Origin of the sequence: Campylobacter australis (assembly GCF_050586305.1) — a bacterium.
GTDB lineage: Bacteria > Campylobacterota > Campylobacteria > Campylobacterales > Campylobacteraceae > Campylobacter_A.
Genome location: NZ_JAXUAA010000002.1, coordinates 313,122 through 339,524 on the forward strand (window position 1 = coordinate 313,122; position 26,403 = coordinate 339,524).

General features: G+C 33.7%; 28 protein-coding genes. 6 read left to right on the forward strand and 22 right to left on the reverse strand.

What is annotated here, in order from left to right; all coding sequences use genetic code 11:
* Positions 1 to 4 precede the first annotated feature (4 nt).
* The 3 genes from secF to yajC are packed head-to-tail and all read right to left on the reverse strand — an operon-like array spanning position 5 to position 2,832.
* Positions 5 to 976: a protein translocase subunit SecF gene (secF, locus tag U5B17_RS04535; RefSeq protein WP_430804176.1), complete on the reverse strand. Its 972-nt coding sequence runs from the start codon at positions 974 to 976 to the stop codon at positions 5 to 7.
* Positions 977 to 978: 2 nt separating this feature from the next.
* Positions 979 to 2,559 (reverse strand): protein translocase subunit SecD, encoded by a 1,581-nt coding sequence (gene secD, locus U5B17_RS04540; RefSeq protein ID WP_430804177.1) that lies wholly within the window; start codon positions 2,557 to 2,559, stop codon positions 979 to 981.
* A 3-nt stretch (positions 2,560 to 2,562) separates the two neighbouring features.
* The gene (yajC, locus tag U5B17_RS04545; RefSeq protein WP_230056652.1) at positions 2,563 to 2,832 is read right to left on the reverse strand and encodes a preprotein translocase subunit YajC; all 270 of its coding nucleotides are present in this window, start codon (positions 2,830 to 2,832) and stop codon (positions 2,563 to 2,565) included.
* Between yajC and U5B17_RS04550 the strand changes: the two genes are divergently transcribed.
* Positions 2,805 to 4,121 carry an apolipoprotein N-acyltransferase gene (locus tag U5B17_RS04550; protein WP_430804178.1) on the forward strand — a complete coding sequence of 439 codons (1,317 nt, stop codon included), beginning with the start codon at positions 2,805 to 2,807 and terminating at the stop codon, positions 4,119 to 4,121. The genes yajC and U5B17_RS04550 overlap by 28 nt on opposite strands.
* Positions 4,122 to 4,267: 146 nt before the next feature.
* On the opposite strand, the gene metK is transcribed toward U5B17_RS04550, so the two are convergent.
* On the reverse strand, positions 4,268 to 5,467 hold the full coding sequence (gene metK, locus U5B17_RS04555; RefSeq protein WP_430804179.1) for a methionine adenosyltransferase: 1,200 nt from the start codon (positions 5,465 to 5,467) through the stop codon (positions 4,268 to 4,270).
* A gap of 141 nt (positions 5,468 to 5,608) precedes the next feature.
* Here metK and sstT point away from each other — a divergent pair, with 141 nt between their 5' ends.
* From sstT to U5B17_RS04575, 4 genes are all read left to right on the forward strand, one after another.
* Positions 5,609 to 6,868 (forward strand): serine/threonine transporter SstT, encoded by a 1,260-nt coding sequence (gene sstT, locus U5B17_RS04560; protein ID WP_430804180.1) that lies wholly within the window; start codon positions 5,609 to 5,611, stop codon positions 6,866 to 6,868.
* 84 nt (positions 6,869 to 6,952) lie between these two features.
* Positions 6,953 to 8,674 (forward strand): M3 family oligoendopeptidase, encoded by a 1,722-nt coding sequence (locus U5B17_RS04565; protein ID WP_430804276.1) that lies wholly within the window; start codon positions 6,953 to 6,955, stop codon positions 8,672 to 8,674.
* Positions 8,668 to 9,108 (forward strand): hypothetical protein, encoded by a 441-nt coding sequence (locus tag U5B17_RS04570; protein WP_430804181.1) that lies wholly within the window; start codon positions 8,668 to 8,670, stop codon positions 9,106 to 9,108. Before U5B17_RS04565 ends, U5B17_RS04570 begins: the two co-directional genes overlap by 7 nt.
* A gap of 106 nt (positions 9,109 to 9,214) precedes the next feature.
* Positions 9,215 to 10,057: a cysteine ABC transporter substrate-binding protein gene (locus U5B17_RS04575; RefSeq protein ID WP_430804182.1), complete on the forward strand. Its 843-nt coding sequence runs from the start codon at positions 9,215 to 9,217 to the stop codon at positions 10,055 to 10,057.
* 89 nt (positions 10,058 to 10,146) lie between these two features.
* Here U5B17_RS04575 and U5B17_RS04580 read toward each other — a convergent pair whose 3' ends face one another.
* Genes U5B17_RS04580 through U5B17_RS04590 form a run of 3 tightly spaced genes read right to left on the reverse strand, consistent with a single transcriptional unit; the run spans position 10,147 to position 12,273 of the window.
* Positions 10,147 to 10,704 (reverse strand): toxin, encoded by a 558-nt coding sequence (locus U5B17_RS04580; protein ID WP_430804183.1) that lies wholly within the window; start codon positions 10,702 to 10,704, stop codon positions 10,147 to 10,149.
* Entirely contained in the window at positions 10,701 to 11,507 is an 807-nt protein-coding gene (locus U5B17_RS04585) for a cytolethal distending toxin subunit B family protein (protein ID WP_430804184.1), read from the reverse strand. Before U5B17_RS04585 ends, U5B17_RS04580 begins: the two co-directional genes overlap by 4 nt.
* Before the next feature lie 10 nt (positions 11,508 to 11,517).
* Positions 11,518 to 12,273 carry an RICIN domain-containing protein gene (locus U5B17_RS04590; RefSeq protein ID WP_430804185.1) on the reverse strand — a complete coding sequence of 252 codons (756 nt, stop codon included), beginning with the start codon at positions 12,271 to 12,273 and terminating at the stop codon, positions 11,518 to 11,520.
* A gap of 100 nt (positions 12,274 to 12,373) precedes the next feature.
* Here U5B17_RS04590 and U5B17_RS04595 point away from each other — a divergent pair, with 100 nt between their 5' ends.
* Positions 12,374 to 13,315: a sugar transferase gene (locus tag U5B17_RS04595; RefSeq protein WP_430804186.1), complete on the forward strand. Its 942-nt coding sequence runs from the start codon at positions 12,374 to 12,376 to the stop codon at positions 13,313 to 13,315.
* 2 nt (positions 13,316 to 13,317) lie between these two features.
* Here the strand turns inward: U5B17_RS04595 and U5B17_RS04600 are convergent, their stop codons facing one another.
* The 15 genes from U5B17_RS04600 to U5B17_RS04670 form a co-directional block, all read right to left on the reverse strand.
* Entirely contained in the window at positions 13,318 to 14,130 is an 813-nt protein-coding gene (locus tag U5B17_RS04600) for a glycosyltransferase (RefSeq protein WP_430804187.1), read from the reverse strand.
* Positions 14,130 to 15,206 (reverse strand): glycosyltransferase, encoded by a 1,077-nt coding sequence (locus U5B17_RS04605; protein ID WP_430804188.1) that lies wholly within the window; start codon positions 15,204 to 15,206, stop codon positions 14,130 to 14,132. Before U5B17_RS04605 ends, U5B17_RS04600 begins: the two co-directional genes overlap by 1 nt.
* Positions 15,207 to 15,482: 276 nt before the next feature.
* Positions 15,483 to 16,394: a glycosyltransferase family 2 protein gene (locus tag U5B17_RS04610; RefSeq protein WP_430804189.1), complete on the reverse strand. Its 912-nt coding sequence runs from the start codon at positions 16,392 to 16,394 to the stop codon at positions 15,483 to 15,485.
* Positions 16,384 to 17,496: a DegT/DnrJ/EryC1/StrS family aminotransferase gene (locus tag U5B17_RS04615; protein ID WP_430804190.1), complete on the reverse strand. Its 1,113-nt coding sequence runs from the start codon at positions 17,494 to 17,496 to the stop codon at positions 16,384 to 16,386. The genes U5B17_RS04610 and U5B17_RS04615 overlap by 11 nt, the downstream gene beginning before the upstream one ends.
* Positions 17,489 to 17,821 carry a hypothetical protein gene (locus tag U5B17_RS04620; RefSeq protein ID WP_430804191.1) on the reverse strand — a complete coding sequence of 111 codons (333 nt, stop codon included), beginning with the start codon at positions 17,819 to 17,821 and terminating at the stop codon, positions 17,489 to 17,491. Before U5B17_RS04620 ends, U5B17_RS04615 begins: the two co-directional genes overlap by 8 nt.
* A 32-nt stretch (positions 17,822 to 17,853) precedes the next feature.
* Positions 17,854 to 18,201, reverse strand: coding sequence for a hypothetical protein (locus U5B17_RS04625; protein WP_430804192.1), 348 nt, complete (start codon positions 18,199 to 18,201; stop codon positions 17,854 to 17,856).
* Positions 18,202 to 18,210: 9 nt separating this feature from the next.
* The gene (locus U5B17_RS04630) at positions 18,211 to 18,615 is read right to left on the reverse strand and encodes a dTDP-4-dehydrorhamnose 3,5-epimerase (protein WP_430804193.1); all 405 of its coding nucleotides are present in this window, start codon (positions 18,613 to 18,615) and stop codon (positions 18,211 to 18,213) included.
* Complete coding sequence (rfbG, locus tag U5B17_RS04635) at positions 18,603 to 19,703, reverse strand: CDP-glucose 4,6-dehydratase (protein ID WP_430804194.1); 1,101 nt, start codon at positions 19,701 to 19,703, stop codon at positions 18,603 to 18,605. The genes U5B17_RS04630 and rfbG overlap by 13 nt, the downstream gene beginning before the upstream one ends.
* Positions 19,703 to 20,482 (reverse strand): glucose-1-phosphate cytidylyltransferase, encoded by a 780-nt coding sequence (rfbF, locus tag U5B17_RS04640; RefSeq protein ID WP_430804195.1) that lies wholly within the window; start codon positions 20,480 to 20,482, stop codon positions 19,703 to 19,705. Before rfbF ends, rfbG begins: the two co-directional genes overlap by 1 nt.
* Before the next feature lie 14 nt (positions 20,483 to 20,496).
* Entirely contained in the window at positions 20,497 to 21,783 is a 1,287-nt protein-coding gene (locus U5B17_RS04645) for an aminotransferase class I/II-fold pyridoxal phosphate-dependent enzyme (RefSeq protein ID WP_430804196.1), read from the reverse strand.
* The gene (locus tag U5B17_RS04650) at positions 21,780 to 23,291 is read right to left on the reverse strand and encodes a hypothetical protein (RefSeq protein WP_430804197.1); all 1,512 of its coding nucleotides are present in this window, start codon (positions 23,289 to 23,291) and stop codon (positions 21,780 to 21,782) included. The genes U5B17_RS04645 and U5B17_RS04650 overlap by 4 nt, the downstream gene beginning before the upstream one ends.
* On the reverse strand, positions 23,288 to 23,926 hold the full coding sequence (locus U5B17_RS04655; RefSeq protein ID WP_430804198.1) for an HAD family hydrolase: 639 nt from the start codon (positions 23,924 to 23,926) through the stop codon (positions 23,288 to 23,290). Before U5B17_RS04655 ends, U5B17_RS04650 begins: the two co-directional genes overlap by 4 nt.
* Entirely contained in the window at positions 23,919 to 24,581 is a 663-nt protein-coding gene (locus U5B17_RS04660; RefSeq protein WP_430804199.1) for a cyclase family protein, read from the reverse strand. Before U5B17_RS04660 ends, U5B17_RS04655 begins: the two co-directional genes overlap by 8 nt.
* Complete coding sequence (locus tag U5B17_RS04665) at positions 24,574 to 25,467, reverse strand: NAD-dependent epimerase/dehydratase family protein (RefSeq protein ID WP_430804200.1); 894 nt, start codon at positions 25,465 to 25,467, stop codon at positions 24,574 to 24,576. Before U5B17_RS04665 ends, U5B17_RS04660 begins: the two co-directional genes overlap by 8 nt.
* Positions 25,464 to 26,396: a phosphoglycerate dehydrogenase gene (locus U5B17_RS04670; RefSeq protein ID WP_430804201.1), complete on the reverse strand. Its 933-nt coding sequence runs from the start codon at positions 26,394 to 26,396 to the stop codon at positions 25,464 to 25,466. The genes U5B17_RS04665 and U5B17_RS04670 overlap by 4 nt, the downstream gene beginning before the upstream one ends.
* Positions 26,397 to 26,403: the final 7 nt, after the last annotated feature.

The following is a 26,403-nucleotide window of genomic DNA, read 5'->3' on the forward strand; positions in this document are numbered from 1 at the left end:
CTCCTTACACTACACCTTTTTCAAACATTGCACGCTCACGCTCACGCTCTTTTTGCTGTTTTTGCTTCTCAGCAAGCTTGGCTCTGTATTGCTCAATATTAAATTTAAACCATATAAGAAACGGTACCGCTATATAAACTGAGCTTATAGTTCCTATCAAAATTCCTACTATTAAAACAAAAGAGAAATCATGTATCATATCGCCACCAAAGAAGAATAGTACTACTACAACCATAAGTGTTGTAAATGATGTTAGTATAGTTCTTGATAATGTTGCTGATATACTTTCATTTATAACGCCCATCATATCGCTACGCTTACTTGTTACTACACCCTCCCTAATGCGGTCAAAAATGATAATAGTATCATTTAGCGAGTAGCCAAGTATCGTAAGTATGGCAGCCAATGTATCCAAATTTACATTTATAGCAAATAGCGATATAGCACCCAATGTTATGACAATATCGTGAATTTCAGATATGATAGCAGCCACAGCAAAACGCCATTCAAAACGAAGCGTGATATAAATAAGCACTGCGACAAATGAAACCAAGATAGCCATTAAGCCTTTTTCTCTAAGCTCACTACCAACCTTTGGACCAACTATATCCACACGGCGAATTTCAACATTTCCAGTCTCTTTTAAAAGCTCCTTAACTTCTGCACCAATGTCGCCACTCACACTTGAATCCGAGCCAGAAAAACGGATATTTACCTCATGTTCGCTACCAAATTCTGTTACATTTGCATTTTTTAACTTTTCACTTTTTGAAAGAGCCTCTCTTATCTTATCAAGCGGAGCAACGCCCTCGTATTTTACCTGTATCAAAGTACCGCCAGAAAAGTCTATGCCGTAGTTTAAACCTTTTGTTAAAAGCAAAAAAACTGAACCAAAAAACAAAATAGCAGACAGACTAAGCGAAGCAAATCTGAACTTCATAAAATCATAAACTTTAGCTTTTGTAAAAATTTGCACGCCTAACCCCTTTTATATCCAAACCAAAATCTTGTATTGCCACTTTTTTCTATCCTATCTGCAAGGAAATCAAAGCAGCCATGAGTACCCAAAATAGCCGTAAGCATCGAAGCAAGAACACCTATGCTCATTGTTACCGCAAAACCTTTAATAGGCCCGGTTCCGTAAGCATAAAGAGCAATGACAGTTATGAGCGTTGTAATGTTTGAATCAATGATAGCACTCATTGCATTTTCATAGCCTTTTTGTATCGCAAGGCGCAAATTTGCACCCTCACGCATCATCTCGCGCATCCGTTCGTTTATGATAACATTGGCATCAACTGCCATACCGACAGTAAGGACTATACCAGCCATGCCAGGAAGTGTTAGTGTAGCACCAAAAAGTGCCATAACAGCCGTAAGTATAAATATATTTGCTATAAGGGCTATGTTTGCCAAAATTCCAGCAAAACCATAGTAAAGCACCATAAATATAACAACCAAAACAGAGGCTCCAGCTAGCGCAGTCATGCTTTTATTAATACTTTCAGCGCCCAACGATGGTCCTATGCTGCGCTTTTCAAGAAGTTTTACAGGTGCAAGAAGCGCTCCTGAGCGAAGTGCTATCGCCACATCATGGGCCTCTTCAACGGTAAAACCACCGCTTATCTGACCACTACCACCACCTATGCGCTCATTTATCACAGGCGCAGAGTAAACCTTGCCATCAAGCACGATAGCTAGCCGCTTTCCTACACTTTCAGCTGTAAAATCACCAAAAATTCTAGCACCTTCCGAATTTAGGGTAAAATTTATTATAGGTAAGTTATTTTGATGAGAAAAAGCCACTCTTGCATCTGTTAGCATAGAGCCATCAAGAACTGGAACACTTTTTAAGACATATTTTATCTTATCATTTTTTACATCTGGATATATAGTATTTCCGTAGCTTTCGGCATCTGCCGCACTCATAGTGTGCGCCTGATCTTGACGCTTTTCATCAACTGCCATAAGCTGCAAGTGTGCTGCCTTAGCTATAAGATCCCTAGCTCTAGCCTCATCAGCTTCACTTTTTATGCCAGGCAACTCGACTAATATATTGTCACTACCCTGCTTTGCGACTGTTGGCTCTGCTAAGCCAAACTGATCAAGTCTGTTTCTAATCGTCTCAACAGCTTGAGAAACTGCGTACTCAAGTGTCTTTTGTCGCTCTTCTTCAGTTAGCTTTACAGTGTAGTTTAGTCCCTCTTTTTGCATATCAAGACCTGAAATTTCAGCCAGCATTTTATCTATCTTAACAGCATCATCGCTGTCAATTATACTAAAGCTTACAATCTCATCCTTTGCCCTAAGCTTATCAACTAAAATATCCTCTTTTTTTGCATAGTAGTTAATGCTTCCAGCAACTGATTTCATTTTTGAATAAACTGCCGCTTCAGTTTCAACACCAAGAAGCATATACAAACCACCTTGCAAATCAAGTCCAAGGCTTACTTTTGCGCCATTTTCAGTCTGCAAAAATGAGGGCAAAGAAAAGCCAAGTCCAAGAACAATTGCAACAATAAAGATTATCAGTCGATATGTTACTTTTGCACTTCGCATATCTTATGCTTCAATCTTTCTAGCGACAAAATCGCGAGAAATTCGCACGATTACATCATCGTTAAGCTTTACTTTGATAAAATCATCTTCTGGTTTGACCACCTCGCAGATAAGTCCGCCACTTGTTATGATCTTATCGCCTTTTTCTAGGGCTGCAATCATAGCTGCGTGTTGCTTTTGCTGTTTTTGCTGTGGTCTGATAACCAAAAAGTAAAATATCGCGAAAAGCACGATGAGAGGTAGTAATGAAGCTAGAAAATTTCCTTCTTGCATTTGGGTTCCTTAAAATAAAATCTTTAACCCCATATTTTAGCATTAAAAATATAATAAAAGCCTTTGTCGGAGCATTTTTGCTGGCAAATTTTATATATTTTTCCATTTTTGAGAATTTTTGGATTAGTTTTGTCTCGCCATTTTTAACATTTTTAGGTATTTATATCATTATAAATTTGGATAGGGCTGGATTTTTTTTAGCTGGATTTTTCACGGGAATTTTGTGGTTTTATTGGGTTAGCTTTAGCTTTATTTACTACGATCTTGCGTGGCTTATGCCAGTTGTCATCTTGAGCATCTCGCTTGTTTATGGGCTTATATTTTTAGCGGCTAGTTTTCCTAGCTTTGTGGTTTTGCGTGCTATTTTGCTCTTTGTTTTTAGCTATATTACCCCTTTTGGATTTAACTGGTTTAACCTTGAAGCTACACTTGTTTTAGGGGCTTTTGAGCCAAGTATTCGAGGACTTGGCTTTGTATTTTTAGCAGCTATTTTAGCAAGCTATTTAAAGGGTGCTTTTAAATTTTTAGCTATCTTGTTATGCTTTGTCTGTGCCTTGCAGTTTAAAAGTGTGAGTGGTGTAAATTTGCCATTTTCGCTTGAGCTTGCAAACACAAAAATAGAGCAGACAAATCGCTGGAATAAAGACCTAAAAAATGAGCAAGTGGATGAAATTTTAGCTCTCATACAACAAGCTATAATAGCAAAAAAAGATGTCATACTTCTGCCAGAAAGCGCACTTCCTTTATTTATCACACACGAGCGATTTTTAAGGCAAAGACTACTTGAGCTTTCTAAAGATATAGCTATCATTTCAGGTGCACTAGCGCACGAAAATGGACAAAATTTTAATTCCGCATTTTTGTTTAAAGATGGCGAAATGTTACGATTTGATAAGCATATTTTAGTGCCTTTTGGAGAAGAAATTCCCTTGCCAAAATTTGCTAAAAATTTTATAAACGAGCTATTTTATGACGGTGCTAGCGACTTTGCCACAGCAAAAAAAGTTAGTGATTATGAGATTAAAGGTGTAAAAATTCGTAACGCCATCTGCTATGAGGTCACTACAAATGAGCTTTATAAAGGAGAGTTTGATGTTATGTTTGCCATCTCAAACAACGGCTGGTTTTTACATAAATTTTTACCTTCTACTCAGCCTATTTTACAAAGAAATTTACTAAAATACTACGCTACAAAGTATGACAAAACGATATATCACAGCGTAAATGGCTCTAGTTCAGAGATTATAACTCCAAAACAAAGCCTGCTTAAAGGAAAATTTGGGCTTTAAGCAGGCTTATCTTAAAAGCTTTTTTGTAGGCTGTTTCTTGCGTGATAGAATTATTGTCTGCTCATAAGTTTATAACTTGCCTCCTAGTTTTTAGAAGACAAGCAAAGGTGTTTCAAAAATTTTTGGTTAAATTTTAAATTTTTAGTTCAAGCAAGTTTTTTAAATATTTCTACGCTATCAAGCTGCTCCCATGGATACTTTGCGTTTCCAACCTGTCCTTTGGCTGCAACTTTTGCATATAAAAATGTCTGCTCACTTGGGCGGTCAAGTGCAAATTTTTGCGTGATCCAGCGTGGCGTGAGTGGGAAATTTTCCATTACAAAAACAGACAACTTATCATCATCAACACCAGCTACATGCGTTCCCATCGTATCTACGCTCACTGATGTTGGCTTTGCCACACCGATTGCGTAGCTTAGTTGAACGATACATTTTTTAGCAAGTCCTGCTGCTACGATATTTTTAGCGATATAGCGTGCCGCGTAAAGTCCGCTACGATCGACCTTTGTGTAATCCTTACTAGACTGAGCGCCGCCACCTATCGGAGCGTATCCGCCAAAGCTATCTACGATAAGCTTTCTGCCTGTTAAGCCGCTATCGTGAAGTGAGCTGTGATTTACATATCTGCCAGTTGGATTTATGTAAATTATCGTTTTTTCTTTATTATAAAGGCTTTTTGGCAAGCCTGCTTCATCAATCAAATTTTGTACCAAAGCTCTAAGTGTAGCTATATCCATGCTCTCAACACAAGGAGCGGAAACAACGATAGTGTGTATGCTTTGCGGACGGCAACTTTCAAAGTTATCTTTATTTCCATAGTCAATTGTGACCTGCGTTTTTATATCCACGCCTAGTTTGTCTGGATTTTCCTTTGCAAATTTATAAACTTTATCGCAAAGCATTCTTGCATAAGTAATAGCAGCTGGCATATACTCATCTGCTTCGCAACTTGCAAAGCCAAACATTATACCCTGATCGCCAGCGCCGATCTCCCCACTTTCTTGATCAACGCCTTGATTTATATCTGGGCTTTGCTGATTTATACAAACCTTAACTTCGATATCATCTGGATGCAAGCACTGCTGTTTTGTAAAGTATGGATTGCCGTTATAGCCTATATGGGCAAGAGCGTCTTTTACGATGTATTCGTAGTCCTTATAGGATAAAGCAACTTTTGAGTTTATCTCTCCACCTATAATTATATTTTTGCCAGCAACAAAGACCTCACTTGCAACTCTGCCATTTGGATCTTGAGCAAGAACTTTATCTACGATACTATCTGCTATGATATCAGCACACTTATCGGGATGTCCTGGGCTAACCACTTCTGAGGTAAATAAATACATTAAAACTCCTTCTTTAATTTATTGAAAATTGCATAATTGTAACATTTATAGTTGAAATTTTTATTAATCAATTATTAAAAATATAAAATTCTGCTTTTTTTCGCTATACTTTTGGCAACTAATTTAAAACAAAGGTTAAACATGAATGCTATTTCAAACTTAGCCAGACGCTATGCTGACGGCAATATGATCATTCAAATTTTAGTAGGTATCACACTTGGTCTTATCATTGGTTTTTGGGCTCATTCGCAGCTTGGCGCTGATGAGCAAGCAGCAGCTTTTGCAGGTAAAGTTATAAGTAGCATAGCAGTACTTGGCAACCTTTTTGTTGGCGCACTTAAAGCTATTGCTCCAGTTCTTGTATTTGTTCTTGTTGCAACTTCAATTATCACGAAAGAATTTGGCGAAGCAAAAGGTATGGGAAAGATAGTTTTTATCTATCTTTTAGGTACACTTTTGGCCTCTGTAGCGGCTGTTTGCGTTAGCTTTTTATTTCCGGTTGAGCTTATCCTTAAAAATGTAAATGCTGCCGAACTTGGGGCACCTCAAAATGTTGTTGATGTCTTAAAAGATCTTATCTTTAAAATAGTTCAAAACCCAGTTACCGCCCTAAGCACTGGTAATTATATAGGCATCATAGCTTGGGCTGTTGGTGGCGGTATTGCGATGAGAAACTGCACAAAAGAGACAAAAAATTTATTCAAAGATGTAAGCGATGGCGTAACAAAGATAGTTCGCTTTATTATCCGCCTTGCTCCATTTGGTATCTTTGGTCTTGTTACTACAAGCATTTATGAAACAGGATTTGACGCTCTTGCTGGATACTTAAAACTTATCATAGTTTTAGTTGGTACAATGCTATTTTGTGCGTTTGTTATCAATGCACTCATTGGCTTTTTGATAACTGGCAAAAATCCTTATCCTATCATTATAACATCTATAAAAGAGAGTGCTATTACTGCATTTTTTACACGCAGCTCAGCAGCAAATATACCTGTAAATATGGCACTTTGCAAAAGACTTGGATTAAAAGAGCAGCTTTACTCTATATCTATTCCACTTGGTGCGACGATAAATATGGGTGGTGCAGCAGTTACTATCTCTGTACTTGCGTTGGCTGCTGTAAATTCTCTTGATCATGTCAGTGTTACATTTGGTGACGCTGTGCTTTTAAGCTTTATCTCAGCCATTGGTGCTTGCGGTGCTTCTGGTGTGGCTGGTGGCTCACTGCTACTTATCCCACTTGCATGCGCACTTTTTGGTATAAACAACGACATAGCAATGCAAGTTGTTGCTGTTGGCTTTATAATAGGTGTCGTTCAAGATAGTGTAGAAACAGCCCTAAACAGCTCATCTGATGTCGTCTTTACAGCTTTTGCAAGCCAAACGATAAAAGATTAAATTTAGTCCTACTTGGACTAAATTCTCTTTTTTTAAACAACTTTGTGTAAAATACTAAAAAATAATTTTTTAGGATTTTACATGATGAACACTTGGGACTTAACTCCACTTTTTAAAAATACTGCCGAACTTGAGAGTTTTAGTAAGACAACTATAAGTAACTGCGCAGAGTTTTCACAGAAATTTTCAAGCAAACTAAATGCTCTAGCGCCAGATGATTTTAACAAAGCACTTAAACTTTATGAGAGCCTAAATGCTGACATATCAAAGATAATGACATACGCATTTTTGGTATTTGCCAAAGATACTAAAAAGGGTGCATTTTATGCAAAATTTGAAGAGCTTTGCACTAAAGCCCAACAAAGCCTACTCTTTTTTGAGCTTGAGTTTAACAAACTTGATGAAAGCACACAAAATAGCTTCATAAATGCTTCTTTAAACCATGCTTACTTTCTTCAAAATTTACAAAAACAAAAACCACATCAGTTAAGCGTAAAAGAAGAAGAGGTCTTACTGCGCACGGCAAATACTGGAGCTCAGGCATTTGCTAGGCTTTTTGATGAGAGCATAAGTGCGATGAAATTTGAGTTTCGTGGCAAGCATCTGGGCGAAGAAGAAATTTTAAGCAAACTTCATGATGTTGATCGAAGCGTACGCAAAGATGCCGCAGAGTCACTTTCAGCTGAGCTTTCACGCCATCAACACCTACTAACTTTTATCTACAATATGATAAAAACTGATTTAAAAACTGATTGCGAATTAAGAGGCTTTAACTCTCCAGAAGCACCACGCCACCTTGATAATCAAATAACAAAAAAAAGCGTAGATGCTCTTATAACAGCCAGTGAAAATAGCTTTAACCTAGTTCATAGATACTATGATAAAAAGCGCGAAATTTTAGGTTTTAACGAGCTTTATGACTATGATAGATATGCTCCTTTAGAAGCTAAAAATGAAAGCTATTCATTTGAGAAAAGTAAAGAGATAGTGCTTGATGCTTTTAATAAATTTAGCACCCAGTTTGGGAAAATAGCAAATCAGGCTTTTAATGAATGTTGGATAGATGTCTATCCGAGCGATTCGAAGCGTGGTGGAGCTTTTAGCCACTCGGGCTCTGCTGACGCCCACCCTTATGTGCTACTTAATCACACTAACCAACGAAGAGATCTTTTTACACTTGCACACGAGCTAGGGCATGCAATACATCAAAATTTAAGCTACAGCGTAGGCTATCTAAACTCAGATACACCACTAACTACAGCAGAAACAGCCTCGGTTTTTTGCGAGATGCTTGTGTTTGACCATATTAAAAATACACTTAGCGGCAAAGAAAAACAAGCCTTGCTCGCTGGCAAACTGGAAGATATATTTGCCACGCTTTACCGTCAAATAAACTTTACAACCTTTGAGCGCCGAGTGCATAGCTATGAAGACGAGATATCAAGCCAAGAGCTAAATAAAATTTGGCGAGAAGAGAGTCAAAAAATGTTTGGCAAAAGCGTGACTTTATGCGATCATTACGATATTTGGTGGAGCTACATTCCGCACTTCATTCATACTCCATTTTACTGCTACGCTTACTCTTATGCGCAACTTTTAGTGCTTGCGCTTTTTGGGCTTTATAAGAGCACAAAATGTGAAAATTTTGTAGAAATTTACACGAAATTTCTAGCTAGTGGCGGGAGCAAAAGCCCGCAAGAGCTTGTAGGGATGTTTGGTCTTGATATAGATGATGAGAAATTTTGGCAGATAGGACTTAAAGAGATAGAAAAAATGTTAAATGAATTTGAGGAGATAGTATGCTAAATGAGCTTTTAAATAACGAAAAATTCGCACTTTTGATGAAAATGCATGTGTATGAATGTGTTGATTTTTTACTACAAAATGGCACAGACTTTGCTATCGTTGCAAATCTTGACCTAACAAGCTTTGAGCCGCCCTTGCCAGATGAGATAGCAGGCTCTTTTTCACACAAAGTCATCGTTTTTGCACTTGGTGGCTATACTTTTGAAAGTGCAAAACTCACACAAGATACACTAAGCTTTGAAGCTGGCTTTGGACCAAATGACTTTGCTTCTGTTGTTAGCGTTAAACTCTCTGGTATAGTGCAGATCATGGTTGAAGAAAATACTATTATGATAAATTTTGCTGTTGCAAAACCAAAAAAAGAGAGTAAAAAATCTATGTCGATATTTAAGTCAAATCCCAAAAATAAAGGCATTTTAGGCAAAAAACATTAAATTTACTCACAAATCTGGTAATTTCAAACAAAAGCTAAAAATTTCAACTAACTTTTAGTAAAAATTTAATATAAAAATAGTCCTATTTCAAAACAAAGGAGAAAGAGTGAGAAAAGCATTTTTTTCATTTTTGGCACTATTCGCCGCCGTCTTTCTAACGGGTTGTGGTGATGACAAAGTTGCTAGCGCACAAACTGACGCGATAGCTAAGATCAAAGAACAAGGTTTCGTTCGTATCGGTGTTTTTAGCGACAAGCCGCCGTTTGGCTATGTCGATAAGGATGGCAAAAACCAAGGATATGACATCTACTTTGCAAAACGCATCGCAAAGGATTTGCTTGGCGATGAAAATAAGATAAAATTTGAGCTAGTTGAAGCCGCCAGTAGAGCTGAAGTCCTAGTGGCAAATAAAGTTGACATCACACTTGCAAATTTTACAAAAACACCTGAGCGCTCAAAAGTGGTTGACTTTGCGCTACCATATATGAAGGTCTCGCTAGGTCTTGTTAGCCCCGAGGGCGAGCTTATAACCGATATAGGGCAACTAAAAGGCAAAAAGCTTATCGTAAACAAAGGAACGACAGCGGACGCATATTTTACTAAAAATCATCCAGAAATCGAGCTTTTAAAATTTGACCATAACACAGAAACCTTTGCAGCGCTTCTTGATAGGCGCGGTGCGGCACTTGCTCACGATAACGCTATGCTTTTTGCATGGGTTAAGGAAAATGCTGGCTTTAAGGTCGGCATAGAAGCTTTTGGCGATATTGATGTTATTGCGCCAGCCGTAAAAAAAGGCAATACCATTTTACTCGAGTGGCTAAACAAAGAGATTGAGACTCTTGGAAAGGAAAATTTCTTTCATAAGGCATATGATGCTACACTAAAACCAGTCTATGGCGATAGCGTAAACCCTGAGTCACTTGTAGTTGAAGGCGGAAAAATTTAAAATGAAAGGTCGGAAAGCCCGACCTTATTATCTTCTAGGATTTTTAAAAAGCAAATCTAACTCTATTTTTATCATAAATGTTTAGAAATTTACCTTATGACCCTAGCGCCAAGCAATGGTGGCGTAAATGTAAAAAGTCTAGCTGGCTCGATACTAAAAATATCCTCCAAGACACAATCCACAAGCCCTACTCTATCGACAATTGGCACATTTGGATTTGTAAAAATTCCAAGACACTCATTCTTTTTAAGTACCATCGAGCGTAGCTGCACAGCCGCGGTATCGGTAGGTATGATCTGAAAAATCGTTTCAAATTCGCCGCTTTCATAATCTTTTTTGCAGTCCTTTAATGCCAAAAATCCACTCGGTGCGATTGATAGGCACATTTTAACATTAGCTGCGACCATAAATTGAACATATCCAAACGGAAACGCATCTGCATGCTGGTCGGTTATTCTTATCTTTTTGTCGATACCAAGATCGTTTAAAAACCAGTTTTGGTAATTAAAAATTTTAGAAGTTCTATTTAAATTTATAGGTATGCCAGTCTTTGCGTTTCGTATCTGAAAGGCATCCGTGATATCTTCGGCACTACTATCTGCAAACAATCCCATCATAAAAACAGATAAAAATATCAAAATCTTCATTGGCTACCTCCAAAATTTCTAAAATTTACCGGAAAATGATCTGAAACTATATGTGTTCGTAAATTTGCCAGCATTAAAACCGCAGCAAGCGTGGTTGTCACAAGAGAACCAGCTGAGTTGCCAACTATAGCATAATCAAGCGTTCCTCCATTTCTTTGCGTAGGCGCATTTGGCGAGATGGCTCTTGTTCTTACTCTTATAGAAAGCTCTAAATTCTGACGCAAACTCTCCGGAGATCTGTTAAAATCGCCCATAATCGTCCAAATAATCTCAGGGCGGTTTGCAAAATGCCTAAATACACTATCTACTATCGCAGGTGCGTCTGTGCCACCATTTGCGAGTGCGTGAATGCTAAAAAATACATCGTTGCCTATCCTTATGCCAATAATAGGTCTTGAAACGGTCGTTGGCGGTGGCAAAATAATGATCTCATCGGCTCTTGTGCGCGAAACGATGGCTAAATTAACTCTATTTGCGCCAGAGTCAATATTTGCATAGTATATATAGGCTTGCTCTGGTCTTGATACACTTCCAAGTTGCCATAAAAACTCAGTAACAATCGTGTCAGCAGATCTCTCATTTCTGCCAGTAAGCATGGCAGTAGTTGGAATGCTGCCAGCTTCTTGGACTGCCAAGATGTCTGCAGCGTTTGCCCCACTTACTATCTGCCTTACACTGATATTCCACTTGCTCTCTGTTGCCGCAGAGCTTCCTTGCAAATTCCAAGTGGCAAGTTTGTAATCATCTGGACTTGCAAAACAAAGCGTTGCTATAAAACATAATAAAATTTTAATCTTTTTCATGACTCACTCCTTAATAAAGCAACTTTGCATTAAATGGTGGCGGTACAAGATACCATTGTTGATCGAGGGTATCGGTACATCCTGTCAAATTTATAGCACCAAAAACATCAAGCCCAGCTGTATCATCAATAGGTGTTTGTAAGCACATGTTTGATTTTTTATTATAAATTTGAACAGCACCATTGCTCATAGGTCGCAAAGTAAATTTTTGTGCATCGTTCTTAACATCACAATTGGCATGGATAACGCCGTTGTTGTAAGTATTCATACAAGTTGCGCGAGTGTTTGCATTTATTATCATTACCTCATTATTTGGCAAAATAGCCAGTCGCCAAACGCGATAAGCCCCTAAATCCTCACTCTCATACAGCGAATATCCCCAAAGCCAGTTACCAGGTCTTGTCGCCCAAACCGTTATCACTACGCCATTTGGCGCCATGATAACACTAAAATCGCTAGTGTTTGAAAAAATATCAGGAAGGCTTGGGCTAGCTCCTAAAATCGGCTTATTTTTTGTTAGTGAATTTTTTATCGGAAGTTCAAATTCTGGTAGTTTACCTGGCGTCTTTATAGGTCTTGGGTTTTTGAAATTTTTATCTGGCAAGGTTGGAGTTTTGCCCAATTTTAGTGGATCGGTATCGCTTTGGCTACCAAAGGCACCTCCGATCGGATTTGCCACCGATGGCTTGCTTGAATGTTTTTGACCACAACCACTTAAAGATAATAGCAACATTATCAAAGCGGTTAGCCTTAAGATTTTAACCATAATTGCTCCTTATATTTTATTATTGCATCATTTCCTTAGTTTTATAATTTTAAGTATAATTGTAGTAAAATGTATCTTAAATAAAATTGATAGGCATATAGTGGCAGTACTTATTTTAGGACATAAATATAAATTTGACAAGCTTGATCTAGAAAGACTAGAACGCAAATTTCATGCCATTGATTTCATAAACCATCAAGAAAATTTATCAAGACAAACCAGAAAAAAGATAGAAAATCTCATAACAACAAAGCCGTATAAATACCTAGTTATCAACACAAAAGCACCAGTAGATAGTAAAATGATAAAATATCTCACGCTTTTGCAGTTTCGCAAGCAACATAAAAAAATACGCATCATTACGATAGAAAAACTACTAGAAAGATACTTAAAAAAATGCTACATCCCAGATGATGATATAGATTTAAATTTCTTAAACGACATAAAGCCTTATAATTTTGCCCAGCTGATTGCAAAGCGGATTGTTGATTATTTAGGAGCCGGTGTTTTGTTTGTGGTGCATTTTTTTGTGAAATTTTATGTGAAAAAAAAGATAGATGAGCAATCTCCTGGAGAGATTTACTATAAACAAAAAAGAGTCGGAATCAATGGAGCAGAATTTGAATGTGCTAAATTTCGTTCCATGAGTCTTGACGCTGAAAAAAATGGCGCAAAATTTGCCAGTCAAAATGATGATAGGGTTTTTGAGTTTGGGAAATTTATGCGAAAAACACGCATCGATGAGATACCGCAATGCATAAATGTGCTAAAAGGCGAAATGCATCTCATAGGTCCAAGACCTGAGCGAAAATACTGGATAGATCTGTTTGAAAAAGAGATCCCATACTATAACGAACGACATCTTGTAAGACCTGGCATCACGGGCTGGGCTCAGGTGAATTACCCATATGGTGCAAACGCATATGATGCCAAACAAAAGCTAATGTATGATCTATACTACATCAAACACTGGTCACTTTGGCTAGAAATTTTAACGATAGTTAAAACACTAGCCGTTGTGTTTAGTGGAAAAGGTGTTTAGCCTTACCTTCTAAAAAATTTATAAATTATTTTTACAACAAAGTTTGGCATGATACGAACTAAAAATTTTAGTATAGAGTTGCGTGAAAACCCATAAAAATTTAAAAACCCCATTTTATAGAATAATATTTGAACCTTCAACTCATTTATGGCATACTTTATCCCCTGTCTACGTGAAAGCTGACTATGTCCTGCTCTCATATTTACAATAACACATTGCAAATTATAAAATTTATAACCCTTTAAAATCATACGAACCCAAAGGTAATAATCCTCTATAAAAAGCATTTTTTGATAATTGCCAGATTCCAAAACGGCTGATTTTTTAAACATTACGGCTGGATGATTTAGCGGACTTCTAGCCTTAGCAAATTTTACTATGTCATAATGATATTCTGGTAGCTTTCTAAAAGCATAAATCCTACTTTCATGACCCTCAAATTCACTTATCCAACCACTACAAACATCAACATCTTGCTCTTTAAATACTTTCAACTGCTTCTCAAATCTATCTGGCAAACTTATATCATCCGTATCCATTCTTGCAACAATTTCATTACTGCACTTCTTTAATCCTATTGCAAGGGCATCTCCAAGACCTAAATTTTTTTCAAGTTGTATTATTTTTAGTATATTGCCGAGTTTGTTTTTCCATTTTTCAATAATTGCATATAAATCTTGCGTTAAAGCACCATCTTGAACTAAAACTATCTCATTTGGACGAATTGACTGTTCATCCCAAATGCTTTGCATAGCTCTATTAAAATACTCAGGTTTTTCTTTTACATAAATTGATATTAAAAGACTAAAATTCATTATTTATCCATTTTGTCAAAAACAAAATTTGGCTTTTCACTAAAACCCAATATCCAATCATAAAGTTGCTCGTATGATTGTTTAAAATTTTTTAAATCATAATGATTTTTCATATAATTATATCCGTTTTCTCCTAACTGTAGCAACTCCACTTTATCCTTATTTAATGAGTCTTGTAGTGCTTTTTTTAGCTCATCTTTATTTGGATCAAAATACCAACCAAATTTTATTCTATCTATTTCTTCGAATGGAGTAGTAGTAGTAGTAGCAACTGGAACTTTTTGACGATAGGCTTCCAAAATTGTCATGCTAAATCCCTCATTAAAAGATGGCAAGACATAAACATCGGCAATATCAAATGAGGTTGTTTTTTTATCGCCGCTTAAATATCCAACAAAAAATACACGATCATGTAAATTTAATTCAAATACTCTATTTTTTAATTTTCTAACGAAATCATCACTTCCATCTCCTGCAATAAACAAAACCGCACTAGATGATATTTCAGCAAATGCATCAATGAGCATCTCTAATCCCTTTTGCGGATCTAGTCTTGCAAGAAATAGTACAATCCTTCTACCATTTGCGATATTGAGAAAATAATTTCTAGTATCTATGTCTATGCTTAATTTTTCATCAAAATCAATAGCATTTGAGACAACAGATATGCTTGGTGTATATATACCAAATTCTTTAATGTATAACATCTCTTGATTTGTTAAGGCGGATATAATATTTGCTTTATTATAGCAGCGTTTAACATATAAAAATTTGGCAATAATTTTTTTCAATTTACTTTTTTTTAATCCCTCTGGATGAAAAGAACCGTGTGGAGAAATAATGATAGGTCTTGATGTAAAGCTAGACAAAATTATGTTTAGATTCCAAGCGCCGTGAAAATGAACGATATCATAATTTTTGGATATATTCTTAAATTTTGGTAAAATTCTAAAAAAATCCATATTATCTATATTAATAAAATCGCTATTTGGAAAAATTTCTATAAATTTAGCAACAACAGTATTTATACCACCTTTATGATCGTTTAAGATATGTAAAATCTTATAATTTTTCATCAGCAAATTTCCCAGTCAACAAAAAATAACCCAAATTTTACATGAAAGACTCAATATGGTAGCTATCATTTGTTAAACCGATTTGATTAATGGCAAAAACCAACTCAAACAAATCATGCTTTTGTGGCAACAACGAACTAAATTGATTAATCTTAAAATCTACCAAATATAATAGATAATCAATAACAAATCTAGAAAAATTCTGTGTCGCCATATTATTTAAAAACATACCAATCAATAACAAAATTATGAAATTGAGCTTAAAAACAAAGTGCCTCATTTCTTATTTCTAATAAGAAATAAAAGTAAATTTGGAATAAAAGTCAAACAATACATAATAAAATTTTTTAGTCCGTGAAACTTATAGGTGCTTAAAATTTTTCTTGCATATTCAATATCTCCTTTTTGCGCATAAATCACTGATTCTTTTAGATTTAATTTCATTTGGTATACTTTAAAATATTTCTGAAAATCTACATCACTAAAAGTCTTTTTTAGTTTTTTTATATTTTGTTTTGATTCTTTTATATTATCAAGTTTTTTTATATTAGATATACTATTTGGGTTATCAATTCGATAAAATGCCAAAGGGCTATCAATGTAGCAAGCATGAACTTTTTTCAAAAGTCTTATAAAAAAATCATAATCACCTGGATAGTTATATACTGGATCAAATTTTTCCTCCATACTATCCCATGCCATCCTGGAAATCACTACGGTCAAGATACCTATTGAATAGTTGGCTATCTGATATTTTAAAATATCACCTGATGGCTGAGTAGATTGATTTGCTTTTAATATTTGATTATTTTGATATAGTTTATAGTAATTGGAATAACAAAAGTCACTTCTTGTTTTTAACATGGCATTAACTTGAATTTCCAACTTATCTTGATGCCACTTATCATCACAATCTAAAAAAGATATAAAATCTCCGCTTGACTTTTCTATCGCATAATTTCTAGCCTCATAGAGCTTTGTAAATTTTGGTGCATAAAAATATTTTATCCTATCATCGTTATATGAATTTACAATATTTGCACTTTCATCGGTCGATTGATTATCCCAAAAAATAATCTCCCAATTGCAATAAGTTTGAGCCAAGACACTATCTATAGCCTCTCTTAAAAATTCGCCAGCATTGTAGCAATTCATTATTATAGCAACTAATGGTTTTTTATTTTGCATAAAATTCCCTTATTTTTTCTACAACAAATATCACTTCTTCAAACTTTAAATCAAAATGGCAAGGTAAGGTTAAAATCTCATTATACAATTTCTCACTCGTAGGTAATGAATAATCTGTTCTAAATTTTGTCAAAAGATGATTTGGTTTATAGTGAATGCCAGTTTCTATATTATTTTGCATCAAAAAATCCCTTAGTTCATTGCGATTATTTACTTTTATCACAAAAACATACGGAACAATATCATCAAAATCAAAATTTAAAATTTTAATTTCATCTATATCATTTAAAAGCTTGATATAGCCTCTTGCAATCTCTCGCCTTTTTATTATAAACTCATCAATCCTAGATAGCTGAGATAAGCCGATAGCCGCCATAATATTACTCATATGATAACGAAATCCTTGAAATTTTACATCAAAATCCCAGCTTCTTTGTCCCAAAAATCTCTTCTCGCTATCCTTTTCAACTCCAAGCAATCTAGCATCTTTAATTCGTTCAATAATATTTTTATCGCACGACAATACAGCGCCGCCCTCACCACTTGTAATATTTTTCACACCATCAAAACTAAAACATAATATATCACCATAAGTTCCTATCTTCTGCCCATCACACAAGCACCCAAATCCCTGTGCGGCATCTTCAACAACACGCAAATTAAACTCTTGTGCCAAATTATAAACATCTTTGATGCCCTTAGAACTACTTGCATAATAAACAGGCATTATAACTCTTGTCTTGCTGGTTATTCTTTTTTTGGCATCATTAACATCAATAAATAATGTATCATCGCAAACATCGCATGCAATAGGCTTTAATCCAAGTGCGGTAATCGCTTGAAATGTTGCTACATAGGTTATTGTTGGAACCAAAATCTCATCACCATTTTCTAAATCTAAAGCAGATAATGCCAAGTGAAGTGCTGCTGTTCCAGTGCTTACACAGACAACATCCATTTTTGTATCTAAATACTCTTTAATAGCCACTTCAAATTTCATTACCTCTTCGCCCATACCAAGATATTCTTTATCCAACACCTCACAAACAGCATCTTTTTCAAGTCTAGAAATGCTTGATTTTGATAGTCTAATTTTATTCATTTTTTAATCCGATCCAATAAGATCCGTGCTTGTGTTGTCCATGGTAAATATTTTTAAAGCCAGCTTTTTTTAAAAAATCTATATGTTCGTCCAAGTTTCTTAAATATCCCCAAAATTGTCCTTTGTCATATAGTCCAAAACAAGATAATATGTCTTTTACAAAATCCTTTAAACTTACAACAAAGCCCTCTTTGGGAATTATAATCTCAGTCAAATAAAATTCTTTAAATCCATAATCATATATTGATCTTAAAAAGCCAAGATACTGCTCATCATTGAATACATAATCAATAGTGCTACAATATCCAAATTTATACTTTATCATACCATTTATAGCACTGGGAAAATACCCAACTATCAGCTCACACCCCCCCCCTCACTAGAAAGCCATCTTGAATTATCCGATGGTTCTATTGCGGTTACGCATTTTTTGCCGCTATTGATTAAAAAATCTTCAATTATTCCATTGCCGCATCCTATTGACAAAACTTTATCGTAATCCTTAGAAAAGTTAATTATATCTTTAGCTATATTTATCTTGCATTCTTTATAATGCTCAGGCAAATCATCATAAGAGCTAAATTTGTCATAAAATTTTTTATAAAACTCTTCATAAAATTTTGTATCTGCAATTTTACTGGAATCAGTTTTGTAAAAATCAGAAAACCTAATCCCAAACCAATCTTTCTGATAAATTTTTCTCATATATTTTTCCTAATTAATTTTAATACTATCCAGCCCAGCAGATACAGCCTCATTTGGATCGTGCTCTAAATTTGCTATATTTAAAAGCATATTATAATCTCCAATTCCTTCAAAACAAACCCAAAGTCCATTTTGTATGGTTAGCCTTTGATAATTCTTATGGGATAAATTTATATAAAACCTATCTTTACTTTTCTCATCATAGATAGTAAATTTAATCTCACCAAGACAAACAACGAGATTTAATATCATTTTTGTATGTTTTTTCCACCCCTTTATTTCGCCTTTTTTTACAGTTGAAAAATATGCTTCACCAAAGCCAACATAGCCATTATCACTAACCTTTATGGCATGGAATATATCGCCTTTTGGATGATGTATCTGCTTTAATGGCGTTAAGATCACTCCGTCCATAAGATTCCTTTTGATTTTGCTAAATTTTCATACAACAAAATCTGATCCAATGTTTTATCAAGCATATCTACATCTGCCTTATAAAAATCTCGATACCAACCACTAGTAAATTCAATCATCTGATCATAATCTAAATTTGCTTGCCATTTGAGATAAAAAAGTGCCTTATCGCAATTTAGTTTTAAAAGTCCAGCCTCATTAAAATCACTATTTTGAACTATATCAAATGCTTCATTTTCATTTTTAAAATTCCAAATTTGACTCAAATCCAAGAGTAATTCTTCGACGCTACGATTCTGTTCACCTCTAGGTCCAAAGTTAAAGCACTCCCCATTAAAACTTGGATTATTATGCAAAACCATACCCAAATTTAAATATCCACTCAATGGCTCCAAAACATGTTGCCAAGGTCTGGTTGATCTTGGAGATCTAATTTCAACTGGTCTTTTTTGGCTCCATGAAAGCATACAATCAACCACGATCCTATCCTTTGCCCAATCTCCGCCACCAATAACATTTCCAGCTCTGCCAACTCCAATTTTGACATTAGAATTATCCTTATTAAAAAACGAATAAAAATATGATTTTATGACAAGCTCGGCAGCCCCTTTTGAGCCACTATAAATGTCCTTGCCACCCATAGAATCATTTTCTTTATACCCCCAAACCTGCTCAATATTATCATATGCCTTGTCACTTGTTATAATGACAGCTATACATTTTTGGTTCAAAACCCTTAATACTTCCAAAACATTTGCGGTTCCCATAACATTTGAATATATAGTGCCTAATGGATCTTTATAGGAAACCGAAACTATTGGCTGTGCCGCCAAATGAAAGATAAAATCTGGTTTATGTAGCTCAAAAATTTCTTTTAATTTTTCAAAATTTCTTATATCTTCTTGATAGTAGATAATTTTATTTCTTAAATTTAAAACTTCAAACATAGATGGACTTGTCGGAATATCTATTGAAACACCAACAACTTTTGCACCTAGCTTTAAAAGCCATACTGTAAGCCAACTACCCTTAAAACCCGTATTGCCAGTTATTAATACTGTTTTACCATAATAAACATTACCAAACATTACTTATTCCAAATTTTCCATTTTGCCTGCTTATCATTCCACATTTGATTAAGCTTGTTTTTATCTCGTAATGTATCCATTGGCATCCAAAAACCATCATGTTTGTATGTAAAAATTTCTCCACAATCAGCTAAATTCATAAGTGGCTCTTGTTCAAATACAACATCATCACCATCATCTATATAATCAAAAACCTTTGGCTCACATACAAAAAAGCCAGCATTTATCCAACTTCCATCTCCTTTTGGCTTTTCTTTAAATTTTAAAACCTGATTACTATCTGAGATATCCAATGCGCCAAATCTACCATCTGGTTGCGCCGAGGTCATAGTTATGATCTTGCCATGAGAATTATGAAATTTAATCAAAGCATTAATATCTATATCAGCAACACCATCACCATAAGTAAGCATAAATGGGTTATTTCCGACTATTTTTTTTGCTTTTTTTATCCTTGCGCCAGTCATACTATCTAGTCCAGTATCAATCAAAGTTACCTTCCATGGCTCACTTGAATTATTCAAGATCTCTATTTTGCCATTTGCAATATCAATGACTATATCACTTCTATGCAAAAAATAGTTCACAAAAAACTCCTTTATATAATAACCTTTGTAGCCTAACAAAATCACAAAATCATTAAATCCGTAGTGACTATAAATTTTCATAATATGCCATAAAATAGGTCTTCCGCCTATCTCAACCATAGGCTTCGGTCTTATATCTGTTTCTTCGCTTAGTCTTGTTCCAAGACCACCAGCTAATAATAATACTTTCATTTTTCAGCTCCTATTTATATTATATACTTAGATGTTATAATATCTCCTGAATTTTTTAACTCCATAAGCAACTTTTTAATCTTTTTACAATTTATGTTATCATGAGTTGGAAGATTAAATATATGTTCGCAAACATATTCAGAGACAGGATTTTGCCCTCTTTTATATCCAAGACTAGCAATATCATTGCAACCGCTTGCGATACTTTTAAACCATACCGACAAATCAATTACTTTAGAAAATTTTCTCTCCCATTTATCACGATTATTTATTAAAAAACTATATCTTAAAAATATATTTTCAGGCATATTCATATATTCTTCTGAGTAAAATTTTAATATGTTATTGTAAAATTTTGCCTTTTGTTTTCTATTTTGTATATTTTTAGAAAGACTTTCTATTTGCGATATACCAACTTTTGCCAAAATATTTGGCATTTTTGCTGGATATGGATATTTTTTTATATCATCCTTGCTTCTTAAATTTTCATCAAAAAAATAAACCAAAAAGCCAAATTTTTGTAAAACCAAATTTATGATTTTTCCGATCCAATAAACCAAAGGGTGCAATAATATCAAATTTGCCAAAAATGTAAATGAAATTTTAAATACCATTTTATAATCTAGGTTTTCAACATTTGAATATAATTGATTAAATTTATCTAAAAACATAGGATTATTTACACTTACAATCCCACCAAGCCCAGTATTTATAACCTTGCTTCTATCAGTTGAATAGTATCCAAAATCTCCGATTGTTCCAGCAAATTTACCATTCTTGTTTGCACCAAGTGAAAGAGCGGCATCTTCAATCAAAATTATACTATATTTTTTTGTAATTATTAATAAATTTTCAATATCACACATTTGACCAAAGGTATGCTGGGCGTAAATAATTCTTGTTTTTGGCGTTATTAATTTTTCTATTTTTAAAATATCTATATTAAAGTCAGTTTGAGTAATATCACAATAAACAGGCTTTGCGCCACAATATAAAATAGCATTAATAACAACTACACATGTAAATGAAGGAACTATTATTTCATCGCCTGGTTTTATATCTATACTTTTTAAAATGGTATAAAATCCCATTCTGCCACTGGCAAACAAAAAAGAGTTTGTACCAATTTTACAATCTATTCTTTGCTTATATTCGATTAAATAATCTTTGCTATCATTTTTTTTAGGATTTAACATATATCCAAAAACCCCAAAAAAATCCTTGATTGTATTTGTCCCACTAAAAATATTCATTTTATAATGTGGGTAAATAAATAAATTATCCACTATTTTTTTTATCATACAAATACCTTATCTAGATTTCTTTTTGTAATTTTAGTAAAGAAATTTTCACGATACCAAGCAGACAAATTATTGACTTTTTGTGGATTACTATTTCTAAATTTTAGTAAGATATTTAAAACGGTATCTAATTCATCAAAATCATAAACTAAATCCCAAATTTCACCCTTTCCAATATCCACCAATGGATTTGCGGTAAAATTATCAAAACTCGCTATAATAATAACCGATAAACCACAAGCTACAGCTTCAACGGCAGTTCCCGACGCGGTGCAAATAACTATTTTTGAGTTTTCAAAAAGTTTATATATTTCTTCATTTGATACATTGATATTATTTGGTAACCGCCCAAAGGATGATAAATTTACAGAAGGATGATTTTTAAAAACAATATCCATTTTTAAGCTAGACAAAATTTTTAACATATTATATGTATCATTTAAAACATAAGATCCGAGGCACAATATATTACTTTCAGATCTTATGCCGTCAAATTCAAATATCTTTTGATATCTAAAGGATGGACAAATATCATACATAACCTGATTTCGCTTTTGAAGATAATGCTTGCCGTTTACAAAAACTTTATGCGGACTTGAAAGCATCTGAAAATCCAAATCATCTACGATAGCATTAAAATAAATCTCATAACCAATAAAAGCTTGAATTGCATAGATTTTTATATTTTTATTATGTCTTCTAATGCCAAGATTAAAACTTCTTTCAATCACTTGAAATTCTGACCAAGAGTATATATTTTTTATATTTTGCAACTTCGCTAGATTTTTTCCAACAATATACCTAACAAAGGACTGAAAGTTAAATTTAGAAATATCTTGCATAAGTGATTTATTGAAAATTTGATCATATTTGTTTTTATTTTTTTGAAACAATCTTAGAGTTTTAAAAGGATAAGCAGCATACATCCAAAATAACATTAAGAAATCAAATAACTCAAAGACATCATACTCAAAAATAAAATTTTTACTATCTTTATTGATTATTTTTATCATCTTGATAAGTTTAAAAGGATTTTTATTAATGCCATAAAGCCTTAATAAAACAAAATATTTTTTATTAAAGTCATCTAAAATTTCATATATACCACTCAAATATGCTTCTTTATAGTAGCCTAAATTATTCACATTATCAACAACACAAAATGTATCTACTATATTTTCTATTTTACTATTGTCTATTCTTTTGCCATAAAATTTAAATATCAAATATGAGATAAAATATGAGATAAAATAGTAAAAACCTTTAATGTAATACAACACAAAATTTCTGATTAATAATCTAACAATACTATCTTTAGGTGATTTTGATAAGAAAAAATTAAGTGGGAAGGTGCTTAAATATGGATTTTTTATTAATGTGTTATTAGTTATAGTATATATATCCCATTTACTATTTCTTTTTATATTATTGATATATGTGTGAAACCCATCTTTGTTTTGTAAATACTTTTCATTTAAATACATTGGATCAAAACCACCTTTAATCATAGCCCAAATTCCTGCATTAAATCCAGATTTTTAAAACTATCAATATATGTTTTTGAGTATTTTTTTAATACAATATTATTAAATCCGTAAAATTCTATCTTATTCGCAACTGCTGCGTCATAATCATTTATACTATCGCCGATTAATATAGTTTCATTTTTTTGGTAAGAAAATTTATCTAAAATATCCATAAGTATATTTTGCTTGATTGTTGGGGAACCCTGTATGGTTTTAAAATATTTATATATTTCAAGCTTTTTGCATAGAAAATTTAACTCATTTTCTTCTGATCCAGATACTATATGCATATTAAATTTGTCATAATTTGATAAAATAAAATCAACAGTATCTTGTATTAAAATTTTTTTATTGCAAAGCATTTTTTTCATAATTTGACTAAATTTTTCTGCATATTTGAGAACTTCATCATCGCCAATATGTGAATTTAAAATACTTTCATAAAAATATCTTATTTTTATGAACCTTGAAAGACCTCCATTTTGATTATGAAATTCTATCAATTTATCAACTTGTTCTTTATCAAAATTTTCAAAAATTTTTCTAAACCCAAATCCGCGAATAGGCATACTATTAATCACAACTCCATCAAAATCAAAAATAATATTTTTAATCATCAATAAATCCAATCACGCTACACGGCAAACCATCACAGTTTTGTATCCTAAGTGGAGCAATAACAACTTGACTAAATTTTGTGTTTTCATCAACAGAATTTAAATCCATATCCTCTAAAAGCAATATTGGACGATCTGGATTCAAAAATCGCCTATGTGCATCTCTGCCAATCTCTCTATGTTTAAAACTTGAAACAGAGATAGTGTCAAATCCAAAAACTTTTAAATTTGGCATCTTGCTTAATAAAAAATCATAAAGATTTGGAGAAAAGCCATAATTTACCTCTGTATATTTACTATCATCTCTAAAAAGGCAACTGCCTGTTTTAACGATAAGAAAGTCACAATCTGAGTCAAAATTTTCTAGACTATGCATCAACTCTTTTTCAATTACAAGGCTTAAAGGATTTATGCAAACTATAACTACATTTTTGAAAATCCAAAAACTATCATCAAAATCACAGATGCTCTGTCCATTTTCGTAAAAATGATATGGCATATCAATATGAGTTCCAATATGAGTTGTTGTGGAAATAAAACTATTATTTGCAACTGCACCTTCGCTTATGCAAGTGGTTTTTGATATGTTAAATTTATCTTTGTTGCCATATGTGGGAGTATTTTCATTGATAGCGTATGAAAGAAACTTAATCATCTTGCTTTTCTTGCTGTTTTTGATAAATTTCTTGAATACATTCAAGCAAACCTTGCCCTATATCTATATATGGATTTGCGACGAGTTTTTTGGCGGTAGTTGGGTGAAACGAGTATGGAGTAATCTTATAATGACCAAAATTGCTATCAGAAATTTGACAAATTTCAAGTCTATTTTGAAGCATTTCATTTATCATAGTCAAAAGCTCCAATCTTTTTAATTTCTCTATTCCAGTCAAAATAACATGCTCGTTTTCATACTGAATATCTTGCAAAATATCAACTGAAAGTCTTGCCGCATCAGCTGCGTGTATATACTCTCTTAAATCCTGACCATCCCCTTTATATTCCAATCTACCCGTTCTTAATGCCTTTGTCAAAAGATTGTAGATATAATTATTATAACTTGCCCTTTCACCATACAAGGAGCCATATCTTATAATGGTATATTTTAATCCATATCTTCTATAATATTCAGCCGTAATTTTTTCAGAAGCATATTTACTAATCCCATAAAACGAACCATCGATACTTAAAGCATAAGCACTACTTGCATATACAAACCTTTGAACAGTTTTTGAATTTCTGCAAGCTTGCAAAATATGAGAATTTCCTAAAACATTTATATTGATAGTTTTAATAGGATTTGCTATAGCTTCTTCAAGCTCTGCAACTGCAGCAAAATTATAAACTATATCAGCACCTAAAACCGCCATTTCTACACTTTTTTCATCCAAAATATCAGCTTCAACAAATTTATACCTATCCTTGATATAATCCGAACAAAATTTATCAGCCACAATCACACTATAATCACGCCTAGTTAGCTCATCAGCTACATAACCACCCAAAAAACCACTTCCGCCAAAAATCACAACCTTTTTCATTTGTAAAAAAATTCCTTCAAATGTTTTATTGCGCTCATTCCCATAGCCAGAACAGCCTCTTGTGAATTACCTCCAATATGCGGAGTGCATATTAAATTTGGCAACGACAACAAATCCATATCAGTTGGTGGTTCATCGATATAAGTGTCAATTGCGGCACCGGCAATAAGTCCATTTTTTAAAGCAAATTTTAGATCGTTTTCATTTAAGATTCCACCCCTTGCACTATTTATGACAAAACTGCTCTTTTTCATAGTTTTAAAAATTTCCAAATCAACCATATTTTCTGTACTTTTATCATAAGGTGTATGTATGCTTACGATATCACAAATACTAAAAATTTCATTCTTGCTTACACTTTTTAATCCATTTTCAGCATAGTATTGATCTTGATTAATTATGTCGTTAACATAAATTTCGCACCCAAAAGGCTTTAAGAGTCTTATGAGTTCTTTCCCTATAAAGCCGACACCAATTATGCCCACTTTTTTACCACTAAGCTCAAAACCGCCAGATTTATTCCAAATACCATTTTTTAACTGATTTGAAGTAACAAATAAATTTCTACAAAACATTATCATATATCCAAGTGTCATTTCGGCAACAGAAAGCCTATTTACGCCACCGCTCCAACCTATCTTTATATCTCTTTTTTTGACAGCATCCAAGTCTATATTGTTTAACCCAACACCATATTTTGAAATAATTTTTAGATTTTTGCATTTGCTAAGCAGATTAGCATCAATCTCTTCAAGACCGACGATTACACCATCGCAATCTTTTATAAACTCAACAAGTTCACCTTTGCTAAATTTTTTTCCTTCTAAATTTAACCTAGTATTTGGAAAAATCTTACAAATTGCATTCCGCAAAACACTATTTTTACAAAAAGACGGTGAAGTAGCTGCTATTGCCAATTTTTGTTGCATTGCAAAT